Here is an 18,677-nt window from a genome sequence, read left to right as displayed (position 1 = left end):
GGAGGGCCCGGCCGCCAGGAGTCCGGTGTCAGGGTGCGCGTTGTCAGCGTTCATCTCTTCCACCTTCCCTCATGTCCCACGGCCATTCGCCGGAGCCGTGCACCGTGTCGTCGGCCTCAAGTGGTTCGCCCTCCGGAAGTTCGTCGATCGCGTCGAGGATGAATTCACGGAACGTCATGACCTCGGGGACGTCCGGAACCAACGTGTTGGAGGGGTACCCGGTATCCAAGGATATAGTCCCGGACCGCAGGGTCCGTTGAAGCAGCGTCTGTTCGACGAACACATTACGGACTGCGGCCAGCGGAACCTGCTGGTCCCGCCGTCGCAAAATGCCGTAACGGGCCACCAGGCGCCGGCTGGTCAGGATGTAGCGGCTGGCCTGCCAGCTCACCAGCTTGGGCACGCAGTAGGCAATCACAGCCCAGGCGGCCGGCGCCAGGCAGGCGCCGATCAGCCAGGGCGTCCAGTCCGACGTGATGAGCGGTACGAGCTTGGCCGGGCCGCCTTTCACTATCCAGGCACTGGCGTAAGCGGCCAGGGCGGTAATCAGGATGAACAGCAGGGCCGGAACAATCAGCTTCCGGGGCTGGGGGCGGGTCACGATTATCACTTGCTCGCCCGGGAAGAGCTGTTTACGCATAGCCGCTTTCGCTGCGCCCGGCTTCGCCGGGAGGGGTCCAGGGGCGCAGGTGCACGACGTCGCCGGCGGTCACCACGTGCTCGTGCCCGCCGGAGTCCACCACCAGCAGGGAGCCATATTCATCCAGCCGGGTGGCATGGCCAATGATCTCGTTGTCGCCGGGGAGGTGGGCGCGGACCTGCCTGCCGAGGGTGGTCAGCGCGTGCTCCACCCGGTGGTGCAGGGAAGGTCCGCCTGCCAGTCCCGCGGCGGGGTCGCCGTCGGCGTTGCAAAAGCTGCGGTAGAGCGTCGCGAAACGCGACAGGTAGCTCTTGAGCAGGGTTGTCCTGTCCACCGTGGCGGCCTGTTCCAGCAGTACCGACGTGGCGGTGGGAACGGGCAGTTCGGACCGGGTGAGGGTGACGTTGAGGCCGGTGCCGAGCACCACGGGGGGCACGGCGCCGTCGCCCATCGGGCCCAGTTGTGCAAGGATCCCGGCGATCTTCTTCCCGCGGATCAGCACATCGTTAGGCCATTTGAGCTCGGCCGGGATCCCTGCCGTGTCCAGCAGCGCCTCCCGCAACGCCAGCGCTGCGAGCAGCGAGAGCCAGGAATAGCACTGGGTGGGCAGCGGCCGGCCCTCCGCGTTGACCGGCCGGAGTACGACCGAGACGGCGAGGGAGCTGCGGGCCGGGGCTTCCCAACGCCGGTCCAGGCGGCCCCGGGCCGCGCTCTGGTACTCGGCCGTGAGCACGGCCAGGTCCGGCCAGGCCCGGGGGTCCTCGCTCGCCCCGCGCAGCAGGTCCGCGTTGGTGGAGCCGGTGGACTCCACCACGGCCAACTGCGGGATGCCATTGGCCGCCAGGAACGCGGCGTCGCTGAGGGCGCCCTGATCCAGGGGCGGACGGTCCGGTATCTCCTGCGCGGCTTCCATGCTTGAATCCTACCGAGGAACCGGTCCCGTGGCGCCGGGGCGGCCGGGACCGGCCGCGGGTCCGGCAGAATTCAGAGGAAGATGTCAGGAACCAGCTGGTCTTCCGGCGCGCCCAGGCTGTAGGACGAGAAGTCCGTGACCCCGGCCGCGGCCAACACCTGTTCGTCGGTGTAGAAATTGCCGCTCCAGCTGCCGGAAGCCGGGATCGCGTTGCTGGCAGTCAGCACGGCGTGCGCCGCGTCGGCCATAATGTGCGGGCCGCGCGCACCGCGGACAATCCGTTCGCCGCCGGGCATATTGCGGACTGCAGCGGTGTCGATCAGGGTGCAGGGCCAGAGGGAGTTCACGTTGATGCCGTCCACCTTGAGTTCCTCGGCGAGGCCCAGGGTGGTCAGGCTCATGCCGTACTTGGCCATGGTGTACGCCAGGTGCATGCCGGCCCACTTGGGGTCCAGGTTCAGCGGCGGCGAGAGCGTGAGGATCTGCCCGGCCTCGGACTCGCGCAGCGCGGGCAGCGCGAGTTTGCTGAGTAGGAAGGCGCCGCGGACGTTGATGTCCTGCATGAGGTCGTAGCGCTTCATGTCCATGCCGTCGGTCTTGGACAGGTCGATCGCCGAGGCGTTGTTGATGACAATGTCGATTCCGCCGAAGCGTTCGACGGCGGCGGCAACTGCGCCGGCGACGTCGTCGTCGTTGCGCACATCGCCGACCAGCGGCAGCGCCTGTCCCCCGGCCGCCTCGATCTGCTCGGCGGCGGAGTACACGGTGCCCTCGAGCTTGGCGTGCGGCTGGCCGGTCTTGGCCAGCAGCACGATCTTGGCGCCGTCCCGGGCGGCGCGGGTGGCGATCGCGAGGCCGATCCCGCGGCTGCCGCCGGACATCAGGATGGTACGGCCCTGAAGGGACGCCGAGGTCCGGTAGGGCCCCTGCCGGTGGGATTGCGAGGTGCCCGAAGCATCGTTGCCTGAAGTCATAAGCACACCTTAGCCTGCGTTACTGGCCAGTAACATCCGGGGCCCGCGGTGGCTGACCGCGGCCGATCCGGCGAGGGCCGGAGCGAAAATTGTAGGTTTTCTACAGCGGTTCAGGCGAATACCCTCACTAGACTTGCCAGCACGGCCACGTTTTTGTGTGGAACCCACTTAAGCTTCCCGCACGGGCCAGCGAGAGCCGTAACGAACAACCGCAAAGAACAACAGAGCCGGAGACACTTGATGAGCCACGATCTGACCACGACCGCGGGAAAGATAGCCGATTTCCGCGACCGCCAGGCCCGTGCCGAGCAGCCGTCCGGCCCGGAAGCGATCCAGAAGCAGCACGCTCGGGGCAAGGGCACCGCCCGCGAGCGCATCGACCTGCTGCTCGACGCCGGTTCCTTCGTCGAGTTCGACGCGCTCGCCGTGCACCGCTCCACCGCGTTCGGGATGGAAAAGAAGAAGCCGCTGGGCGACGGCCTGGTCTCCGGCTACGGCACCGTCGACGGCCGCCCCGTGGCCGTCTACAGCCAGGACTTCTCCGTCTATGGCGGCTCGCTGAGCCAGGTCAACGGCGAGAAAATCGTCAAAGTTCAGGAGTTCGCGCTCCGCAACGGCTGCCCGGTGGTCGGCATCCTCGACGGCGGCGGCGCCCGGATCCAGGAAGGCGTCGCCTCGCTGGCCATGTTCGCGGACATCTTCCGCAACAACGTCCACGCGTCCGGCGTCGTCCCGCAGATCTCGCTCATCATGGGTCCCTCCGCCGGCGGCGCCGCCTACTCCCCCGCTCTGACCGACTACGTGGTCATGGTGGACAAGACCTCGCACATGTTCATCACCGGCCCGGACGTGATCAAGACCGTCACCGGGGAAGACGTGGACATGGAGACCCTGGGCGGCGCCCGCCAGCACAACGCCAACACCGGCACCTCCACCTACCTGGCCGCGGATGAGGCGGACGCCGTTGAGTTTGTCCGCGAACTGCTGGACTTCCTGCCCTCCAACAACCTGGCCGAGTCTCCCGTGTTGGAGCACAGCCAGCAGCCGGAGGTCGACGACGACGATCTGGCCCTGGACGTCCTCATCCCGGACTCCGCCAACCAGCCGTACGACATGCGCAAGGTGATCGAACAGATCGTCGACGATGCGCACTTCCTGGAGATGCAGTCGCTCTACGCCCCGAACGTGATGATCGGCTACGGCCGCGTCGAGGGCCACACCGTGGGCATCGTAGCCAACCAGCCGATGCAGTTCGCCGGCACCCTGGACATTGCCGCCTCGGAAAAGGCGGCCCGATTCGTGCGGCACTGCGACGCCTTCAACATCCCCATCATCACGATCGTGGACGTGCCGGGCTTCCTGCCGGGCAAGGACCAGGAGTTCCAGGGAATCATCCGACGCGGCGCCAAACTGCTATACGCCTACGCCGAGGCCACCGTGCCGAAGCTGACCGTCATCACCCGCAAGGCCTACGGCGGCGCCTACATCGTCATGGGCTCCAAGAAGCTCGGCGCCGACCTCAACCTGGCGTGGCCCACCGCGCAGATTGGCGTCATGGGCGCCCAGGGCGCAGTCAACATCCTGTACCGCCGCGAACTCGCCGCGGTCGCGGAGGCCGGCGGCGACGTCGAGGCCAAGCGCGCGGACGTCATCCGGCAGTATGAGGAGGAGCTGCTGAACCCGTACCAGGCCGCCCAGCTGGGCTACGTGGACGCGGTGATCGCCCCGTCCGAGACCCGCCTCCAGATCATCAAGGGCCTGCGGGCGCTGCGGGACAAGCGCGCCAGCCTGCCCGCCAAGAAACACGGGAACATCCCGCTGTGACGCCGGCCGAAACGGGTGCAGGACCCGCGGAACAGCCGTTGCTCGCCGTCGTCAAAGGCGAGCCGACGGCGGAGGAACTCGCGGCGCTGACCGCCGTCGTCCTCTCCCTCGGCAGCGGCGAAACCGCGGGGCCAGCGAAGCCGGGCGTGCGGCACTGGATCCGCCGGCAGCAGCTGAAGCTGGCGCCGAAGCCCGGCCCCGGGTCATGGAAGCGCAGCCGCGGCTAGGAAAAGTTCAGCAAACCTTTCATAACCGCCGCGCCCCGGCTAGTCTCGTTCGGGTGACTATCGAACCCAATGAGAACAGCACGCCCGCCAGCCCGGCTCCAGCGCGCCCGCAGACCGCGATCGACGCCGTCGCCGACGCCTTCACGGACACCCTGATCCGGCTTAACCCGAGTTTCGCCACCGAGCTCGGGCTGCCCGGCCACGAAACCGAGTACCCGGACTACTCGCCCGCCGGTCACCGGGACCTCGCCGCCGCCGCGCGCGACACCCTCTCCGCCCTCGACGGGCTCGAGCCGGTTGACGACGTCGACGCGGTCACCCTCGATGCGATGCGCGAGCGCCTGGGCCTGCAACTGGAAATCCACCATTCCGGTTGGGACCTGGCCGATCTGAACAACATCGCCTCCCCCGCCCAGGAGATCCGCGCGATCTTCGACCTCATGCCGACGGACACCGCCGCGCAGTGGGATCACATCGCCGGACGTGCCCACAACGTCCCGGCCGCCTTGGACGGCTACGTCGCGTCGCTGCGCTCCGCTAAGGAAGGCGGCAAGGTTGCCGCCGCCCGCCAGGTGCGGATCGTGATCGAGCAAGCCACCAGACACGCCGCCGACGACGGCTTCTTCGCCGCACTGGCGGCCGGCGCCGCAACCGCAGAGGGTCCGCTCCCCGCAGCGGTGCAGTCCACGCTCGACGCCGGCGCTGCCGCCGCCCGCGCGGCGTACTCCCGGCTGGCCGGGTTCCTCGAAGCCGAGCTGCTGCCGGCCGCCCCGGAGAAGGACGCCGTGGGCCGTGAACGTTACACCCTGGCGTCCCGCTCCTTCCTGGGCGCCACGGTGGACCTCGAGGAAACTTACGCCTGGGGCGTGCAGGAGCTCGACCGCCTGATCGCCGAACAAGAACGCGTAGCCAACGAGATCCGTCCTGGAGCCACGGTCGAAGAGGCCAAGGAAATCCTGAACAACGACCCGTCCCGGCAGCTCAAGGGGACGGACGCCCTCCGGGCCTGGATGCAGGAACGCTCCGACAAGGCGGTGGCCGACCTCGCCGGTGTGCACTTCGACATCCCGGACATCATGACGACGCTCGAATGCAAGATTGCCCCGACCCAGGAAGGCGGCATCTACTACACCGGGCCCTCGGACGACTTCAGCCGGCCGGGCCGCATGTGGTGGTCAGTGCCGCCGGGCGAAGACACCTTCACCACCTGGTCCGAGACCACCACTGTCTACCATGAGGGCGTGCCGGGCCACCACCTCCAGGTCGCCACCGCCACCTACCGCCGCGAACTGTTGAACAAGTGGCGCCGCAATGTCTGCTGGACCTCGGGCCACGGCGAAGGCTGGGCGCTCTACGCCGAGAAGCTCATGCAGGAGCTCGGCTATTTGAAGGATCCGGGTGACCACATGGGCATGCTCGACATGCAGCGGATGCGCGCGGCCCGGGTGGTGTTCGACATCGGCGTGCACCTGGAGCTGGAGGTCCCCGAGCGCTGGGGGTCGGGCACCTGGACGCCGGAGACGGGCTATGGGTTCCTCAAGCAGAACCTCGACATCAGCGGGGGCCAGCTCACCTTCGAGTTCACCCGCTACCTCGGCTGGCCGGGCCAGGCGCCGTCGTACAAGGTGGGCCAGCGGCTCTGGGAGCAGATCCGCGCCGAGCTCGAATCCCGGCCTGGCTTTGACCTCAAGGCGTTCCACACCAAGGCGCTCAACATGGGATCCGTAGGGTTGGACACCCTGAAACGGGCGCTGCTGGGGTAGGTCGTTGGCCGGATGCCTGCTCCCCCAGGCCGTTGGTGTGACAATCGTCACATCAGGGCTAGGAATAACTTCATAAACGGACGGTCCTTCGGCAGATTTGCGGGGTTTCGAAGGTGCGGCCGGCCAAGGGTGCGCGTAATATTTCTCAACGTTTGTTCGTCGTGATAAGGGTGCTGGCCCTAGCGTGTCCGGGTGACCACTCAGACAAGCACCTCCGCAACCGCATCAAAGCCCGGTTTCCAGCTGCCCCAATGGGCCCGCTCTTTTGGCTTCCAGATCATTGCCGCCCTGATCGTGGGCCTGGGCCTCGGCCTGCTCGCGAAATACACCGGCAGCACCAAGGCCAACCCCAACGCCCTCGGCACCACGCTGCAGACCATCGGCTCAAGCTACATCTCGCTGCTGCAGACCGCCGTCGTGCCGCTCATCTTCACCGCTGTCGTCAGCTCCATCTCGAACCTGCGCGCCGTTTCCGATGCGGCCCGGCTGGCCTGGAACACGCTGCTCTGGTTCGCCATCACCTCGCTGGTGGCGGTCCTGATCGGCATCGGGCTGGGCGTACTGCTGCAGCCCGGTGCCGGTACCGGCATCAGCCAGGAGGCCAAGTACGCCGGCAAGTCCGGTGACTGGTGGGCGTTCCTGATCGGGCTGTTCCCGAAGAACTACCTGGGCCTCGGTGCCAGCACCACGGTCACCGACGGTGTCGCCAGCACCGCCGTGAGCTTCAACGTGTTGCAGATTCTGGTGATCGCGATCGCCGTCGGCATCGCGGCGCTCAAGGTGGGCAAGGCCGCCGAGCCGTTCCTGAATCTCAACGCCTCTGCGCTGGCCGTCATCCAGAAGGTCCTCTGGTGGATCATCCGGATCGCCCCGATCGGCACCGTGGGCCTGATCGGCAACGCCGTCGCCGTCTACGGCTGGGACACGATCGGCTCGCTCGGCAAGTTCACGTTCGCGATCTACGTCGGCCTGGCCCTTGTACTGTTCGTGGTTTACCCGATCCTGGTCCGCAGCCACGGCCTGTCCATCAAGCAGTACTTCTCCGGCGTCTGGCCGGCCGTGCAGCTGGCCTTCGTGTCCCGCTCCTCGATCGGTACGCTGCCGCTGACCCAGCGCGTGACCGAACGCTCCCTGGGCGTACCCCGCGCTTACGCCTCCTTCGCCGTTCCGCTGGGCGCCACCACCAAGATGGACGGCTGCGCCGCAATTTACCCGGCCGTGTCCGCGATCTTCGTGGCCCAGTTCTTCGGCATCCAGCTGGACTTCAGCCAGTACCTGCTGATCGCACTCGTCGCCGTGCTGGGCTCCGCCGCGACTGCCGGTACCACCGGCGCCGTCGTGATGCTGACCTTGACGCTCTCCACGCTGGGACTGCCGCTGGCCGGCGTCGGGCTCCTGCTGGCGGTCGACCCGATCCTGGACATGGGCCGCACCGCGGTCAACGTGGCCGGACAGGCCCTGGTCCCCACGATCGTGGCCAAGCGCCATGGCATCCTGGACGAGTCGCTCTACAACGCGCCGCGCCACGGCGACCCGTTCAGTGACGACGCCGTTGACGCCGACGTCGACGCGCTGACTGCCGGCGTCCAGGCTGCCGGCGTCCCGGCTGCCGTTGGGCGCGACGCCGAGTCGGATGCGTTCGAAGGAAGCGCACTGGCGGGCGCCAGGTCCTAAGGTTTGGACGCCTAACCCGCTGCAGGGCGCTGCAAGAGCCCATCTAAGAAGTGGTCCCCGGGAAAGACCCGGGGACCACTTCTTTGTTACCTCAGTTTCGGGAGCGCCCTACCGGCAGGAGCCCTACCGGCCGCCTCCGCCGATGACGCCCTTCTCGACGGCCTTGGTGACCGCGTCGGCTTCGGCCTGGGTCAGGGTGCCGACGCTGACGGCCTTATCCAGCTTGGTCTTCAGCGCCGCGGCGTGGTCCGCCTGTTCCGTGCTGCGGAGCTCGGTCAGGGCCGCGGTGACCTTGGCCTCATCGATGCCCAGCGAGGAAGCGAGCGACTTGGCCAGCTCCGCCTTCAGGGCCGAACGGTCCTGCTTGGTGCCCTCGGCCGGCCGGGCAGCCGGCCTGTGCGCTTCGCGGAAGGTTTTCAGGGCCGCGGTGACCTTGGCCTCGTCGACGCCTAGCTTGGTGGCGAGTTCGGACGCCTCCACGCCGCCGAGGCCGCCACGTTCGCCGCCGTGGCTGTGGCCGCCTCGTCCGCCACCGATACCGGTCGTGGTGGTTCCGTCAGTCGGGGCGCTGGAGCTGGCGCTGGGAGCGGGGGTCGGCGTCGTGGTGGCCGAAGCCATCCCGGCCACTCCGAGGCCGGCGCCCACGGCCAGCGCGGCGGCAGAGATGCCGAGCGTGATTTTCTTGGTGCGTGACATGGACTGTCTCCTGGGTCTGCCGTCAGGTGACGGCTCAGTTGGCTGCGGTCTCTCCCGGAGACCTGCCTCCAGTCTCCGCCAGCGGGCTCTGGCGCAGCTGTTCACAACCTTTCGGCTTCCTGTGAATGATTTCCGCCGGGTGCCGGGTGCCCCGGCCCGCGAAGTGGCTAGGCTCAGGTCATGTTGATCGTCACCTCCAACGACATTCCCGGCCACCGGATCGATGCCGTCTTCGGCGAGGTCATGGGGCTCACCGTCCGCTCGCGGGACATCGGCGCCCAGGTGGTGGCAGGACTGCGGTCGCTGGCCGGCGGGGAGCTTCGTGAACTGACCCAGGTCCTCTACGAGAGCCGGCAGGAGGTCATGGCCCGGATGGTCGCAGAGGCTGCGCAGCGCGGCGCCAACGCAATAGTGGCGATGCGTTTCGACACGGCCCACATGGCCAACAACTGGACGGAAATTTGCGCCTACGGCACGGCCGTCCTCGCGGTCCCGCTGGCCGAGGGCGAGGCCGGCGCCACGGGTCAGTCCATCCGGCTGGCCCGGGACGGAAACGCGGGCCGATAAAAAGTTGCCCTGAGTGCAAACATGCACGTAGTGTAAGCGCATGCCCTCTCCTCCCCTTTCCGAAGCCGGGGCTGCGGCCCCCTCCCGGCGCGAGCTGAACAAGGCGGCCACCCGCCAGGCCATCACCGAGTCGGCAGTCGGCCTGCTCCGCGCCAGGGGGCCCGGCAACTTCACCGTGGAGGACATCGCAGAGGCGGCCGGCATCTCGCGCCGGACTTTCTTCAACTACTTCAGCAGCACCGAGGCGGCCCTGGCCTCGGCGACCCACAGGTTCCTTGACAAGGCGCTCCAGCAGTTCCGGCTCCGCCCGTCCGACGAGCCGATCCTGGAATCCGCCCGCGCCGCCCTGGTTGAACTCGCGGATCCCATGACCGTGGCGCCGCTGGCCGAGCTCTACAGCCTCGGCCAGTCCAATCCGCAGCTGAACCGGTCTGAACTGGAAGCCTGGGATCACTGCACGGCGGAGATTATCGACGCCGCCCGGGCGCGCTTCGGGCAGGATGCCGGAAGCGCGATCGACGAACTTTATCTCCGCGCCCTCGCCGGCTCGGTGATCTCCTGTGGCAAAGCAGCAATGGACGTCTGGTTCGCCCGTTGTAAAGGCTCCCTCTCGCCCGAATCGCTCAGCACCCTCCGTCAACTCCTGATCGACTCCATGAGCCTGCTGGGCTCCGGATTCGCTTCCCCGGCGGCCGCCCCGGCCGCCATCCCCACCGCCGCCCCTTCCCCAGATCGGTTCTGACATGGCACTTCTGCTGTACCGCCTCGGCAAGTTCTCCTACCGCCGCCGCTGGCTCGTCATCTCACTGTGGCTGGCCGTCATGGTGGCCGTGGGCGGCGCCGCGGCCGCCTTCCACGGCACCCTGTCCAACAACTTCCAGATCCCTGCCACCGAGACCCAACAGATGGCGGACAAGCTCAAGAAAGAGCTGCCGGCATCCTCCGGCGGCTCCGCGAGCATCGTCTTCGAAGCCAACGACGCGCGATTCAGCCCGGCGGGCCGGGAAGCGGTCTCCGCCGCGTTGGCCAAGCTCAAGACCATCCCGGAAGTGCGAGGCACCGTTGACCCCTTTGCGACCCAGGCGCAGCTGGAAAAGGCAGGCACGGATCTTGCCGCCGGCGAGCAGCAGGCGGCCGCGGGCAAGGCCCAACTGGACAGGTCCGCCGCGGATCTCGCGGCCGGCAAGGCCCAGCTGGACGCCGCCGAAGCGCAGCTGACCGCGGCCGGGCTCCCCGCCGCGGCCATCGAGGCCCGGCTCGGCCAGCAGAAGGCGGCCCTCGCCGAAGGCCAGGCAAAGCTCGACGCCGGCACCAAGGACCTGGAGGCCGGCAACGCCAAGCTGGCGCTGGGCAAACGCCAACTGGACGCTTCCAAGGGCCTGCGCTTCGTTTCCGAGGACGGCAAGGCCGCCATTGCCCAGGTGCAGTTCAACACCTCGATCAACGGACTCAAGCCGGAAGTGCGGCAGGAAGTCCAAGACATCGTCAAAGAGGTCTCCGCGGCCAACGTGACCGCCCTGCCAAGCAAGGAGATCAGCGAAGACATCTCGGAGATCTTCGGCACCGCCGAAATCATCGGCATCGCGGTCGCCGCTCTGGTCCTGGTGGTCATGCTCGGCACCCTCATCGCTGCCGGGCTTCCCCTGCTGATGGCCATTGTCGGGGTGGGCGTCGGCGTCGGCGGCACCTTCGCGCTCAGCGGCGCCGTGGACATGAGCTCCATCTCCCCGATGCTGGCCCTCATGCTCGGCCTCGCGGTCGGGATCGACTACTCCCTGTTCATCGTCAACCGGCATCGCGGCCAACTGCTCGCCTGGATGGACCCCGAAGAATCCGTGGCGCTGGCCACCGGCACCTCCGGCAACGCCGTGCTCTTCGCCGGCCTCACGGTGATCATCGCCCTCGCGGCCCTCGTGGTACCGGGATTGCCCTTCCTGACCGTCATGGGTCTCTCTGCCGCCGCGACGGTGGCCGTCGCCGTCGCAATCGCACTGACCCTGACGCCGGCCGTCCTGTCGCTGGTCGGCCGCAAGCTGCTGTCCAAGCGGGCCTGGGCCAAGGCGGCGCAGCACAACGCCGCCCCCGGTCACGAGACCGAGGACCTGGCCAAGGACGAATACCGCAGCAGCCACGGCTGGGGCGGCGTCGTCACGCGGCACCCGTGGCTGTCGCTGCTGGGAGGGGTGCTGCTGCTGGGTGTGGTGGCGCTGCCGGCCGGCCAGCTGCGGCTAGCCCTGCCGGACGCCAGCTCCGAGCCGGTGGCCTCGCAGGCCTTCAAGGCGTACGACGCCACCAAGCGGAGTTTCGGCGAGGGGATGACCGGGCCGATCATCGTGGTCGGCGACCTGCCCGCGGGCCTCAGCGCCGCCGACGCGCAGGCCAAACAGTTCGACGTCGCTGACATCCTGCGCAGCACGGACAACGTGGCTGCCGCGGTGCCGCTGGCACTCTCCGAGGACAGCCGCACCGCAGTCTTCCAGATCCTCCCGACGGAGGGTCCGGCCAGCGCGAGCACCGTCCAGGCGGTCTCCGAACTCCGCGCCGAAAAGGCCCGGATCAAGGACTCCACCGGGGTTAGCATCGGCCTCACCGGTCAGACCGCCGGTAACGTCGATGTGTCCACCAAACTCGGTGACGCGCTGCCGCCGTACCTCGCGATCGTCGTCGGACTCTCGCTGCTCCTGCTGCTGCTCGTGTTCCGCTCCATCTGGGTGCCGCTGCTGGCGACCGGCGGGTTCCTGCTCTCGCTCGCGGCCGCCTTTGGCGCCGTCGTCGCGGTGTATCAGTGGGGCTGGCTGGGTGCCGTGTTCGGCGTTGAGAACCCCGGCGCGGTGCTCAGCTTCCTGCCGATCATCCTGATCGGGGTGCTGTTCGGCCTGGCGATGGACTACCAGGTCTTCATTGCCTCCGGCATGCGCGAGTCCTACATGCACGGCGAGACGGCCAAGCGTGCGGTCCGCGTCGGCTTCAGCCACGCGGCAGCCGTGGTCACCGCGGCCGCGATCATCATGGTCAGCGTGTTCTCAGGCTTCATCTTCTCGCACCTCAACATGGTCCGGCCGCTGGGCTTCGCGATGGCCTTCGGCGTGCTGATTGACGCCTTCGTGGTGCGCATGACGATTGTCCCGGCCGTGATGTACCTGCTCGGCAGCAAGGCCTGGTGGCTGCCGCGCTGGCTGGACCGCATTCTCCCGGACGTCGATGTCGAGGGCGCCCGGCTGCGCAAGCCCGACGCCAACAGCGACGGCGTCACCGCGGAACCTGCCGAGGCGGCCGCCCGGTAGCCGGCCGGCTACAACGGGACCGCAAGCCGCCCGCCGATCAGTTCGATCGGCGGGCGGCTTTGTTGTGCACAGCGACGGTCCGGCCCGGGCAACTGGCGCGGCTCAGGCCGCGTGTCGCGGTGAATTAGGCTGGAGCCGTGACCCGCCTCATTCTTGCTTCCCAGTCCCCCGCCCGCACCAAGCTGCTCCGCAACGCCGGCATCGCACACGAGGTCCTTGTCTCCGATGTTGACGAATTGGCCGTGCAGGCCCGCTACGGCGTGACCGACCCGCACGATACCGCCCTGCTGCTGGCCCGCGCCAAGGCCGAGGCGGTCGCCTCGCTGCCGGAGGCCGACGGCGCCCTGGTGATCGGCTGCGACTCGGTCTTCGAATTCGACGGCGAGGCCCACGGTAAGCCCTACACCGCCGAGGTCGCCAAGGAACGGATGCTCCGGATGAGCGGCAGCATGGGCGTGCTGCACACCGGCCACTGGCTCGTGGACTGCCGGGACACCGATTCCGACGGTTCGGTGGACGCCTCGGAAACCGGCACCCCGGTCGCCGGCACCGGCGCAACGCTGGGCTCCGTCACCTCCGCGGAAGTGCACTTCATGGAGATGAGCGAGGACGAGATCGACACCTACATCGCCACCGGCGAGCCGCTCCAGTGCGCCGGCTCCTTCACGATCGACGGCTACGGCGGGGCCTTCATCCGCAAGGTCGACGGCGACCCGCACACCGTCGTCGGGCTCTCGATCTCCACCCTGCGCGCCCTCCTGGGCCAAGCCAAGGTGGGCGTCACTGAACTCTGGACGGGCGGGGCTGCCGACCCGGCCGACGTCCGTGCCGAGTAAGCCAAAGCCCACCACCTTGTAGGAACCCGACAAAGGATTGTCCGTTTACACGCGGAATCCGCAAGTAATATCGGCGGACCCCACAAAACCGCGCTAGGCTCCCTGAAGGAAAGAAGGAGACGCCTTGTCAGCAATTTCGGAGCAGTCCGCCCAGCCAGTGCCCGCCGCCACCACGCCGGGCACCCATCGCCTGAACAAGGTCCTGATCGCCAACCGCGGTGAAATCGCCGTGCGGATCATCCGCGCCGCCCGCGACGAAGGCCTCGCCTCCGTGGCGGTCTACGCGGACCCGGACCGGGACGCACTGCATGTGAAACTCGCCGACGAGGCCTACGCGCTCGGGGGCAACACCGCTGCCGAGTCCTACTTGGTGATGGAAAAGCTGATCGAGGTGGCACAGCGCTCCGGCGCCGACGCCATCCACCCCGGCTACGGCTTCCTGGCCGAAAACGCCGAGTTCGCCGCCATGGTGATCGACGCCGGCATCACCTGGATCGGCCCCTCCCCCGCGGCCATCTCCGCCCTCGGCGACAAAGTCCAGGCCCGCCACATTGCCGAGAGGGTCGGCGCACCGCAGGTCCCCGGCACTGCGGACCCGGTGAAATCCGCCGAAGAAATCCTCGAATTCGTGGACAAGTTCGGCCTGCCGATCGCCATCAAGGCGGCCTTCGGCGGCGGCGGACGCGGCATCAAGGTGGCCCGCACCCGCGAGGAAATCCCCGAGCTCTTCGAATCCGCCGTGCGCGAGGCCACTGCCGCGTTCGGTCGCGGCGAGTGCTTTATCGAACGCTTCCTGGACGGCCCGCGCCACGTCGAAACCCAGTGCCTCGCCGACGCGCACGGCAACGTCGTCGTCGTCTCAACCCGCGACTGCTCGCTGCAGCGACGCAACCAGAAGCTCGTCGAAGAAGCCCCGGCCCCGTTCCTCACCGATGAGCAGAACCGCCGGCTCTACGAATCCTCCAAGGCCATCCTGAAAGAGGCCGGTTACCTCGGCGCTGGAACCTGCGAGTTCCTGGTCGGCCAGGACGGCACCATCTCCTTCCTGGAGGTCAACACCCGGCTGCAGGTGGAGCACTGCGTCTCCGAGGAAGTCACCGGAATCGACCTGGTCCGCGAGCAGTTCCGGCTGGCCCGCGGCGAGGAACTCGGCTACGGCGACCCCGAGGTCCGCGGCCACTCGATCGAGTTCCGCATCACCGGCGAAGACCCGGGCCGGAACTTCATGCCCGCCCCCGGCATTATCACCGGCCTGAAAAATCCGACCGGCCCCGGCGTGCGGATCGACTCCGGCGTGGAGCAGGGCGACGTCATCAGCGGCAACTTCGACTCAATGCTCTCCAAGCTGATCGTCACCGGTGCCACCCGCAACCAGGCGCTGCAGCGCTCCCGGCGGGCCCTTGAGGAGATGGTGGTGGAGGGCATCCCCACTGTAATCCCGTTCGACCTTGCCGTCGTCACCAACCCCGATTTCGCTCCGGCCGATGGCCCGTTCAAGGTCCACACCCGCTGGATCGAGACCGCCTTCGTCAACGACATCCCCGCCTGGACTCCGAACGGCAGCGGGGCCGAAGCGGCCGACGCCGGCGAACGCCAGCGCGTCGTCGTCGAGGTTGGCGGCAAGCGCCTCGAAGTGGTGCTGCCGGCATCGCTGGGCACCGGCTTCGCCGGCGGCGGCAAGCCGGCCAAGGTCAAGAAGCGCTCCCGCAACGGCGGCACGGCGGCTCCGGCCGGCGGCAACGCGCTGACCTCCCCGATGCAGGGCACCATCGTGAAGGTGGCCGTCGCCGAGGGCGACCGGGTGGCAGAGGGCGACCTCATCGTCGTGCTCGAAGCCATGAAGATGGAGCAGCCGCTGACAGCGCACCGCGCCGGAATCGTGACCGGCCTCGCCGCCGTGGCCGGCGAAACCGTCGCCGCGGGCGCGCTCATCGCCACGATCGAAGACGAGACGGCCGAATAGCGGCAAACGGGACGGCGGGGGCAGACTAAGTTACGTGTTCCCATTCCTATTGCTCGCCTCCCGCGCCGAGGATGACGCGGCCGACGACGAATACCTCGCCTACCTGCGCTACACCGGGCTTGCGGCGGCCCAGTTGCACCGGATCCGGATGGAATCCGCTCCCCTTCCGGAGCTGGATCTCACGCAGTATTCCGGTGTGATTGTGGGCGGGAGCCCTTTCACGTCCAGCGATCCCGACGAGACCAAGGGCGCCACCCAGCACCGGGTCGAGCGGGAGCTGGCCGCGCTGCTGGACTGGATCGTGGCCGCGGACTTCCCGTTCCTGGGTGCCTGCTACGGCGTGGGGACGCTGGGCCTGCACCAGGGCGCCGTAATCGACAGGACCTTCGGCGAGGGGCTGGGAGGCGTGACGATCAGCCTGACGCCGGAGGGGATGAAGGATCCCCTCCTGCGAGGTTTGCCGGAACAGTTCACGGCGTTCGTGGGCCACAAGGAGGCGTGCACGGTGTTGCCCGGTGCGGCGGTGCTGCTGGCAAGCTCCGCGACTTGCCCGGTGCAGATGTTCCGGATCAAGAACAACCTGTACGCCACCCAGTTCCATCCGGAACTCGACGCCGACGGGCTGATCACACGGATCGACACCTACCGCCACGCGGGCTATTTCCCGCCCGAGTCCGCCGAGGAGCTCATGGACCGCGCCCGCGGTTTCAGCGCGACGGAGCCGATGGCAATCCTGCGCAACTTTGTGGAGTGCTACGCTCGCTAGGCCCGACGAACTGGACGAACGCCCTCGGGGGCGCCCACCGCACTCGGCCGGAAATGCCCGGCGTGTTTTAGGAACACACCGGGCATTCAGCTACGAAACATGGCTGCGCCGGAGCGTCAGGCCAGGTTGTTCTCGTAGTCGACGTCCTTGGTTTCCTTGCTCAGGAACAGCGCAACCAGGGTCAGCACGGACATCACGCTGAGGTAGACACCCACCAGCACCGGGCTACCCTTGGACATCTCCCAGAGCCAGACGGCGATGAACGGAGCCACGGCCGCGCCCAGGATGCTGGCGACGTTGTAGCTGATGGCCGAGCCGGTGTACCGGACGTTGGTCGGGAAAAGTTCCGGCAGGACCGCGCCCATCGGTCCGAAGGTGAGACCCATCAGGGTGAAGCCGAGGATCAGCAGTGCCATGGTGCCGACAAAGCCGCCGCTGAACAGCGGGACAAACAGCAGTCCGAAGACGAAGATGCCCGCGGTCACACCCAGCAGCATCTTGCGGCGGCCGTATTTTTCGGCCAGCGGACCGGACACGAGGGTAAAGATGCCGAAGAAGACGACCCCGGCAATCAGCATCCACAGGAAGTCGTTGCGCGTGAACCCCAGTCCGGGAACGAAGGCGGCGGTTGCCGCGTCCGTCATCGGCTTGCCGGCCTTCTCTGCAGCTGCCTGCGCGCCGGCCAGCGTGGGCTTGGTGCCATAGGTCAGCGTGAACGTGGTCATCAGATAGAAGAGCACATAGGTGGCCAGCATGATGAAGGTGCCCAGGATCAGCGGACGCCAGCTGGTCTTAAAGACCCGGCCGACCGGCAGCTTGGCGACCTCATTGGACTCGAGCACCTTAGTGAAAGCAGGGGTTTCAATCAGCTTGAGGCGGACGTAGAGACCGATGATGACCATGACCGCGCTGACGAGGAACGGCACACGCCAACCCCACTCCATGAATGCCGCCGGCGACAGGGCGTAGCTGAAGACCAGGAAGAGTACGTTGGCAATGATGAAGCCGATCGGGGCGCCCATCTGCGGGAACGTGCCGTAAATGGCGCGCTTGTTGGCCGGGGCGTTCTCGGTGGCCAGCAAGGCCGCCCCGCTCCATTCGCCGCCGAGGGCCAGTCCCTGGGCGAAGCGCATGACCACCAGCAGGGCCGGTGCCCAGAATTCCCAGCCCGGAACCAGTGCGGTGGGGAGGCAGCCGATCAGGAAGGTGGCAATACCCATCGTCAGCAGCGAGGCTACGAGGGTCCCCTTGCGGCCGAACTTGTCACCGAAGTGGCCGAAGACGATCGAGCCGAGCGGGCGGGCGACGAAGGCGACACCGAAGACCGCGAAGGAGCTGAGCAGCTGGGTGGTCTCGTTCTGGCCCGGGAAGAAGAGCTTCGGAAAAACCAGGACGGCTGCAGTGGCGTAGACGTAGAAGTCGTAGAACTCGACGGTGGTGCCGATCAGGCTGGCGACGATCACGCGGCCGCGCGAGTTCACCTGCTTGACCCCGCTCTCCGTCGGCTTAACAGTGGATGACATGTAGAAACGCTTTCATGAAGACCGGGCCGCCCTGTCCGGTCTCAATTTAGTTGGCCACCCTGACGTAGGAAAAGGCCAGATAAATTGAGACGAATTGGTGGGAATCGTCTCAATTTAGATGGCCATTCCGTATGGAATGCTCGGCGTCGTTATCCCGCGAGGGTAAGTTCAGGGGAACCGGGCTGCGGTCCTGCGTCCCTGAGTGGGGCGCCTTGGCCGCTGGGCTATCTGCCCAGATTCTCCCAGCTTGAGCCAGTATCGTGCTGTATGGCGTAGGTCCTCCAGTCATGTTCGAAGACAGCTACCTCAACGCGCGAGCAGCATCCATGGTGGCCAGATTAACTGAGACAAACCCCCGAAAACCGTAGGTGGCCAGATAAATTGCGAAAATGGCCAACTAACGTAAGACCGGACACGCCCTGCGGAGAACGCCCGGCTAAGGAATGGATATATCTGACATAATACGCACGGCCGTCCACTAGGTGGACAAACAATCCACCATTTGGACAGGCTGATCAACTCCATATGGCGGTCAGGCCGGCCGCAGCCGGCGCCGGGCCTAGTACTACAGCCGCGTTTATTCTTGGCGCTGGCGGCGTTTTAATCGGACTTCGTTCCTGAAACCTGTTAATCAGGATGGATGGGCGAAAATATGTGGGTGGCTGAAATACGGGAATGGGCCGACGGGCTCGGGGAAATCCGTGAGCTGATCGGGGGCGAGTTTGCCCGTGCGGAGCCGCGGAACAATGCGATCGGCTATATCCGCGGGCTGCTCTCGGATGAGGAGCGGAAGAACTCCTGGACCTTGTCCGAGCGTGCCGGGCATGGCACTCCGGATGGGATGCAGCGTCTGCTCTCAACCACGGACTGGGATCCAGATGCGGTCCGTGATGCCCTGTTCGGGTATGTGGAGCGGCATTTGGGGGACCCGGGAGGGATTCTGGCGATTGACGAAACGGGGTTCCTGAAGAAGGGCACCGCTTCGGCCGGGGTGGCCCGCCAGTACTCGGGCACGGCCGGGAGGGTG

Annotated in this window: 16 protein-coding genes; 11 read left to right on the top strand and 5 right to left on the bottom strand. The window is 67.2% G+C overall.

Annotation, left to right across the window (positions count from 1 at the left end; translation table 11 throughout):
• Window positions 1-43: 43 nt before the first annotated feature.
• The 3 genes from ABIB14_RS03740 to ABIB14_RS03730 form a co-directional block, all read right to left on the bottom strand.
• The gene (locus tag ABIB14_RS03740; protein ID WP_354234168.1) at window positions 44-640 is read right to left on the bottom strand and encodes a PH domain-containing protein; all 597 of its coding nucleotides are present in this window, start codon (window positions 638-640) and stop codon (window positions 44-46) included.
• Window positions 633-1,553, bottom strand: a complete 921-nt coding sequence (locus ABIB14_RS03735) for a biotin--[acetyl-CoA-carboxylase] ligase (protein WP_354234167.1) — start codon at window positions 1,551-1,553, stop codon at window positions 633-635. The genes ABIB14_RS03740 and ABIB14_RS03735 overlap by 8 nt, the downstream gene beginning before the upstream one ends.
• A gap of 71 nt (window positions 1,554-1,624) precedes the next feature.
• On the bottom strand, window positions 1,625-2,527 hold the full coding sequence (locus tag ABIB14_RS03730) for an SDR family oxidoreductase (RefSeq protein ID WP_354234166.1): 903 nt from the start codon (window positions 2,525-2,527) through the stop codon (window positions 1,625-1,627).
• A 240-nt stretch (window positions 2,528-2,767) separates the two neighbouring features.
• On the opposite strand from ABIB14_RS03730, the gene ABIB14_RS03725 reads away from it, so the two are divergent.
• The 4 genes from ABIB14_RS03725 (at window position 2,768) to ABIB14_RS03710 (ending at window position 8,015) form a co-directional block, all read left to right on the top strand.
• On the top strand, window positions 2,768-4,351 hold the full coding sequence (locus ABIB14_RS03725; RefSeq protein WP_354234165.1) for an acyl-CoA carboxylase subunit beta: 1,584 nt from the start codon (window positions 2,768-2,770) through the stop codon (window positions 4,349-4,351).
• On the top strand, window positions 4,348-4,578 hold the full coding sequence (locus ABIB14_RS03720; RefSeq protein WP_354234164.1) for an acyl-CoA carboxylase subunit epsilon: 231 nt from the start codon (window positions 4,348-4,350) through the stop codon (window positions 4,576-4,578). The genes ABIB14_RS03725 and ABIB14_RS03720 overlap by 4 nt, the downstream gene beginning before the upstream one ends.
• Window positions 4,579-4,631: 53 nt before the next feature.
• Window positions 4,632-6,341, top strand: coding sequence for a DUF885 domain-containing protein (locus tag ABIB14_RS03715; RefSeq protein ID WP_354234163.1), 1,710 nt, complete (start codon window positions 4,632-4,634; stop codon window positions 6,339-6,341).
• Window positions 6,342-6,533: 192 nt separating this feature from the next.
• Window positions 6,534-8,015, top strand: a complete 1,482-nt coding sequence (locus ABIB14_RS03710; protein ID WP_354234161.1) for a dicarboxylate/amino acid:cation symporter — start codon at window positions 6,534-6,536, stop codon at window positions 8,013-8,015.
• A 123-nt stretch (window positions 8,016-8,138) separates the two neighbouring features.
• On the opposite strand, the gene ABIB14_RS03705 is transcribed toward ABIB14_RS03710, so the two are convergent.
• Window positions 8,139-8,711: a hypothetical protein gene (locus tag ABIB14_RS03705; RefSeq protein ID WP_354234160.1), complete on the bottom strand. Its 573-nt coding sequence runs from the start codon at window positions 8,709-8,711 to the stop codon at window positions 8,139-8,141.
• A 180-nt stretch (window positions 8,712-8,891) separates the two neighbouring features.
• On the opposite strand from ABIB14_RS03705, the gene ABIB14_RS03700 reads away from it, so the two are divergent.
• From ABIB14_RS03700 to ABIB14_RS03675, 6 genes are all read left to right on the top strand, one after another.
• Complete coding sequence (locus ABIB14_RS03700; protein WP_354234159.1) at window positions 8,892-9,278, top strand: YbjQ family protein; 387 nt, start codon at window positions 8,892-8,894, stop codon at window positions 9,276-9,278.
• A gap of 40 nt (window positions 9,279-9,318) precedes the next feature.
• On the top strand, window positions 9,319-10,020 hold the full coding sequence (locus ABIB14_RS03695) for a TetR/AcrR family transcriptional regulator (RefSeq protein WP_354234158.1): 702 nt from the start codon (window positions 9,319-9,321) through the stop codon (window positions 10,018-10,020).
• A gap of 1 nt (window position 10,021) precedes the next feature.
• Entirely contained in the window at window positions 10,022-12,562 is a 2,541-nt protein-coding gene (locus ABIB14_RS03690; protein ID WP_354234157.1) for an MMPL family transporter, read from the top strand.
• Between the two features lie 137 nt (window positions 12,563-12,699).
• Window positions 12,700-13,398: a Maf family protein gene (locus ABIB14_RS03685; RefSeq protein WP_354234155.1), complete on the top strand. Its 699-nt coding sequence runs from the start codon at window positions 12,700-12,702 to the stop codon at window positions 13,396-13,398.
• Window positions 13,399-13,522: 124 nt separating this feature from the next.
• Complete coding sequence (locus tag ABIB14_RS03680; RefSeq protein WP_502909599.1) at window positions 13,523-15,361, top strand: acetyl/propionyl/methylcrotonyl-CoA carboxylase subunit alpha; 1,839 nt, start codon at window positions 13,523-13,525, stop codon at window positions 15,359-15,361.
• Between the two features lie 34 nt (window positions 15,362-15,395).
• Complete coding sequence (locus ABIB14_RS03675; RefSeq protein WP_354234154.1) at window positions 15,396-16,127, top strand: glutamine amidotransferase; 732 nt, start codon at window positions 15,396-15,398, stop codon at window positions 16,125-16,127.
• A 116-nt stretch (window positions 16,128-16,243) separates the two neighbouring features.
• Here the strand turns inward: ABIB14_RS03675 and ABIB14_RS03670 are convergent, their stop codons facing one another.
• Entirely contained in the window at window positions 16,244-17,650 is a 1,407-nt protein-coding gene (locus ABIB14_RS03670; RefSeq protein WP_354234153.1) for an MFS transporter, read from the bottom strand.
• Between the two features lie 652 nt (window positions 17,651-18,302).
• Between ABIB14_RS03670 and ABIB14_RS03665 the strand changes: the two genes are divergently transcribed.
• The coding region (locus ABIB14_RS03665; protein WP_502909605.1) for a transposase at window positions 18,303-18,677 on the top strand (375 nt) is incomplete at its 3' end.

Source organism: Arthrobacter sp. UYEF3 (assembly GCF_040546245.1).
GTDB lineage: Bacteria > Actinomycetota > Actinomycetes > Actinomycetales > Micrococcaceae > Arthrobacter.
Note: the sequence above shows the minus strand (reverse complement) of the source record. Positions and strands in the feature narration are given on the sequence as shown.

Bases quoted from the DNA above. Each gene is read 5' to 3' on its own strand.
- ABIB14_RS03705 (WP_354234160.1), bottom strand. From the start codon at position 8,711: ATGTCACGCACCAAGAAAATCACGCTCGGCATCTCTGCCGCCGCGCTG.
- ABIB14_RS03735 (WP_354234167.1), bottom strand. From the start codon at position 1,553: ATGGAAGCCGCGCAGGAGATACCGGACCGTCCGCCCCTGGATCAGGGC.
- ABIB14_RS03695 (WP_354234158.1), top strand. From the start codon at position 9,319: ATGCCCTCTCCTCCCCTTTCCGAAGCCGGGGCTGCGGCCCCCTCCCGG.
- ABIB14_RS03740 (WP_354234168.1), bottom strand. From the start codon at position 640: ATGCGTAAACAGCTCTTCCCGGGCGAGCAAGTGATAATCGTGACCCGC.
- ABIB14_RS03700 (WP_354234159.1), top strand. From the start codon at position 8,892: ATGTTGATCGTCACCTCCAACGACATTCCCGGCCACCGGATCGATGCC.
- ABIB14_RS03730 (WP_354234166.1), bottom strand. From the start codon at position 2,527: ATGACTTCAGGCAACGATGCTTCGGGCACCTCGCAATCCCACCGGCAG.
- ABIB14_RS03725 (WP_354234165.1), top strand. From the start codon at position 2,768: ATGAGCCACGATCTGACCACGACCGCGGGAAAGATAGCCGATTTCCGC.
- ABIB14_RS03670 (WP_354234153.1), bottom strand. From the start codon at position 17,650: ATGTCATCCACTGTTAAGCCGACGGAGAGCGGGGTCAAGCAGGTGAAC.
- ABIB14_RS03690 (WP_354234157.1), top strand. From the start codon at position 10,022: ATGGCACTTCTGCTGTACCGCCTCGGCAAGTTCTCCTACCGCCGCCGC.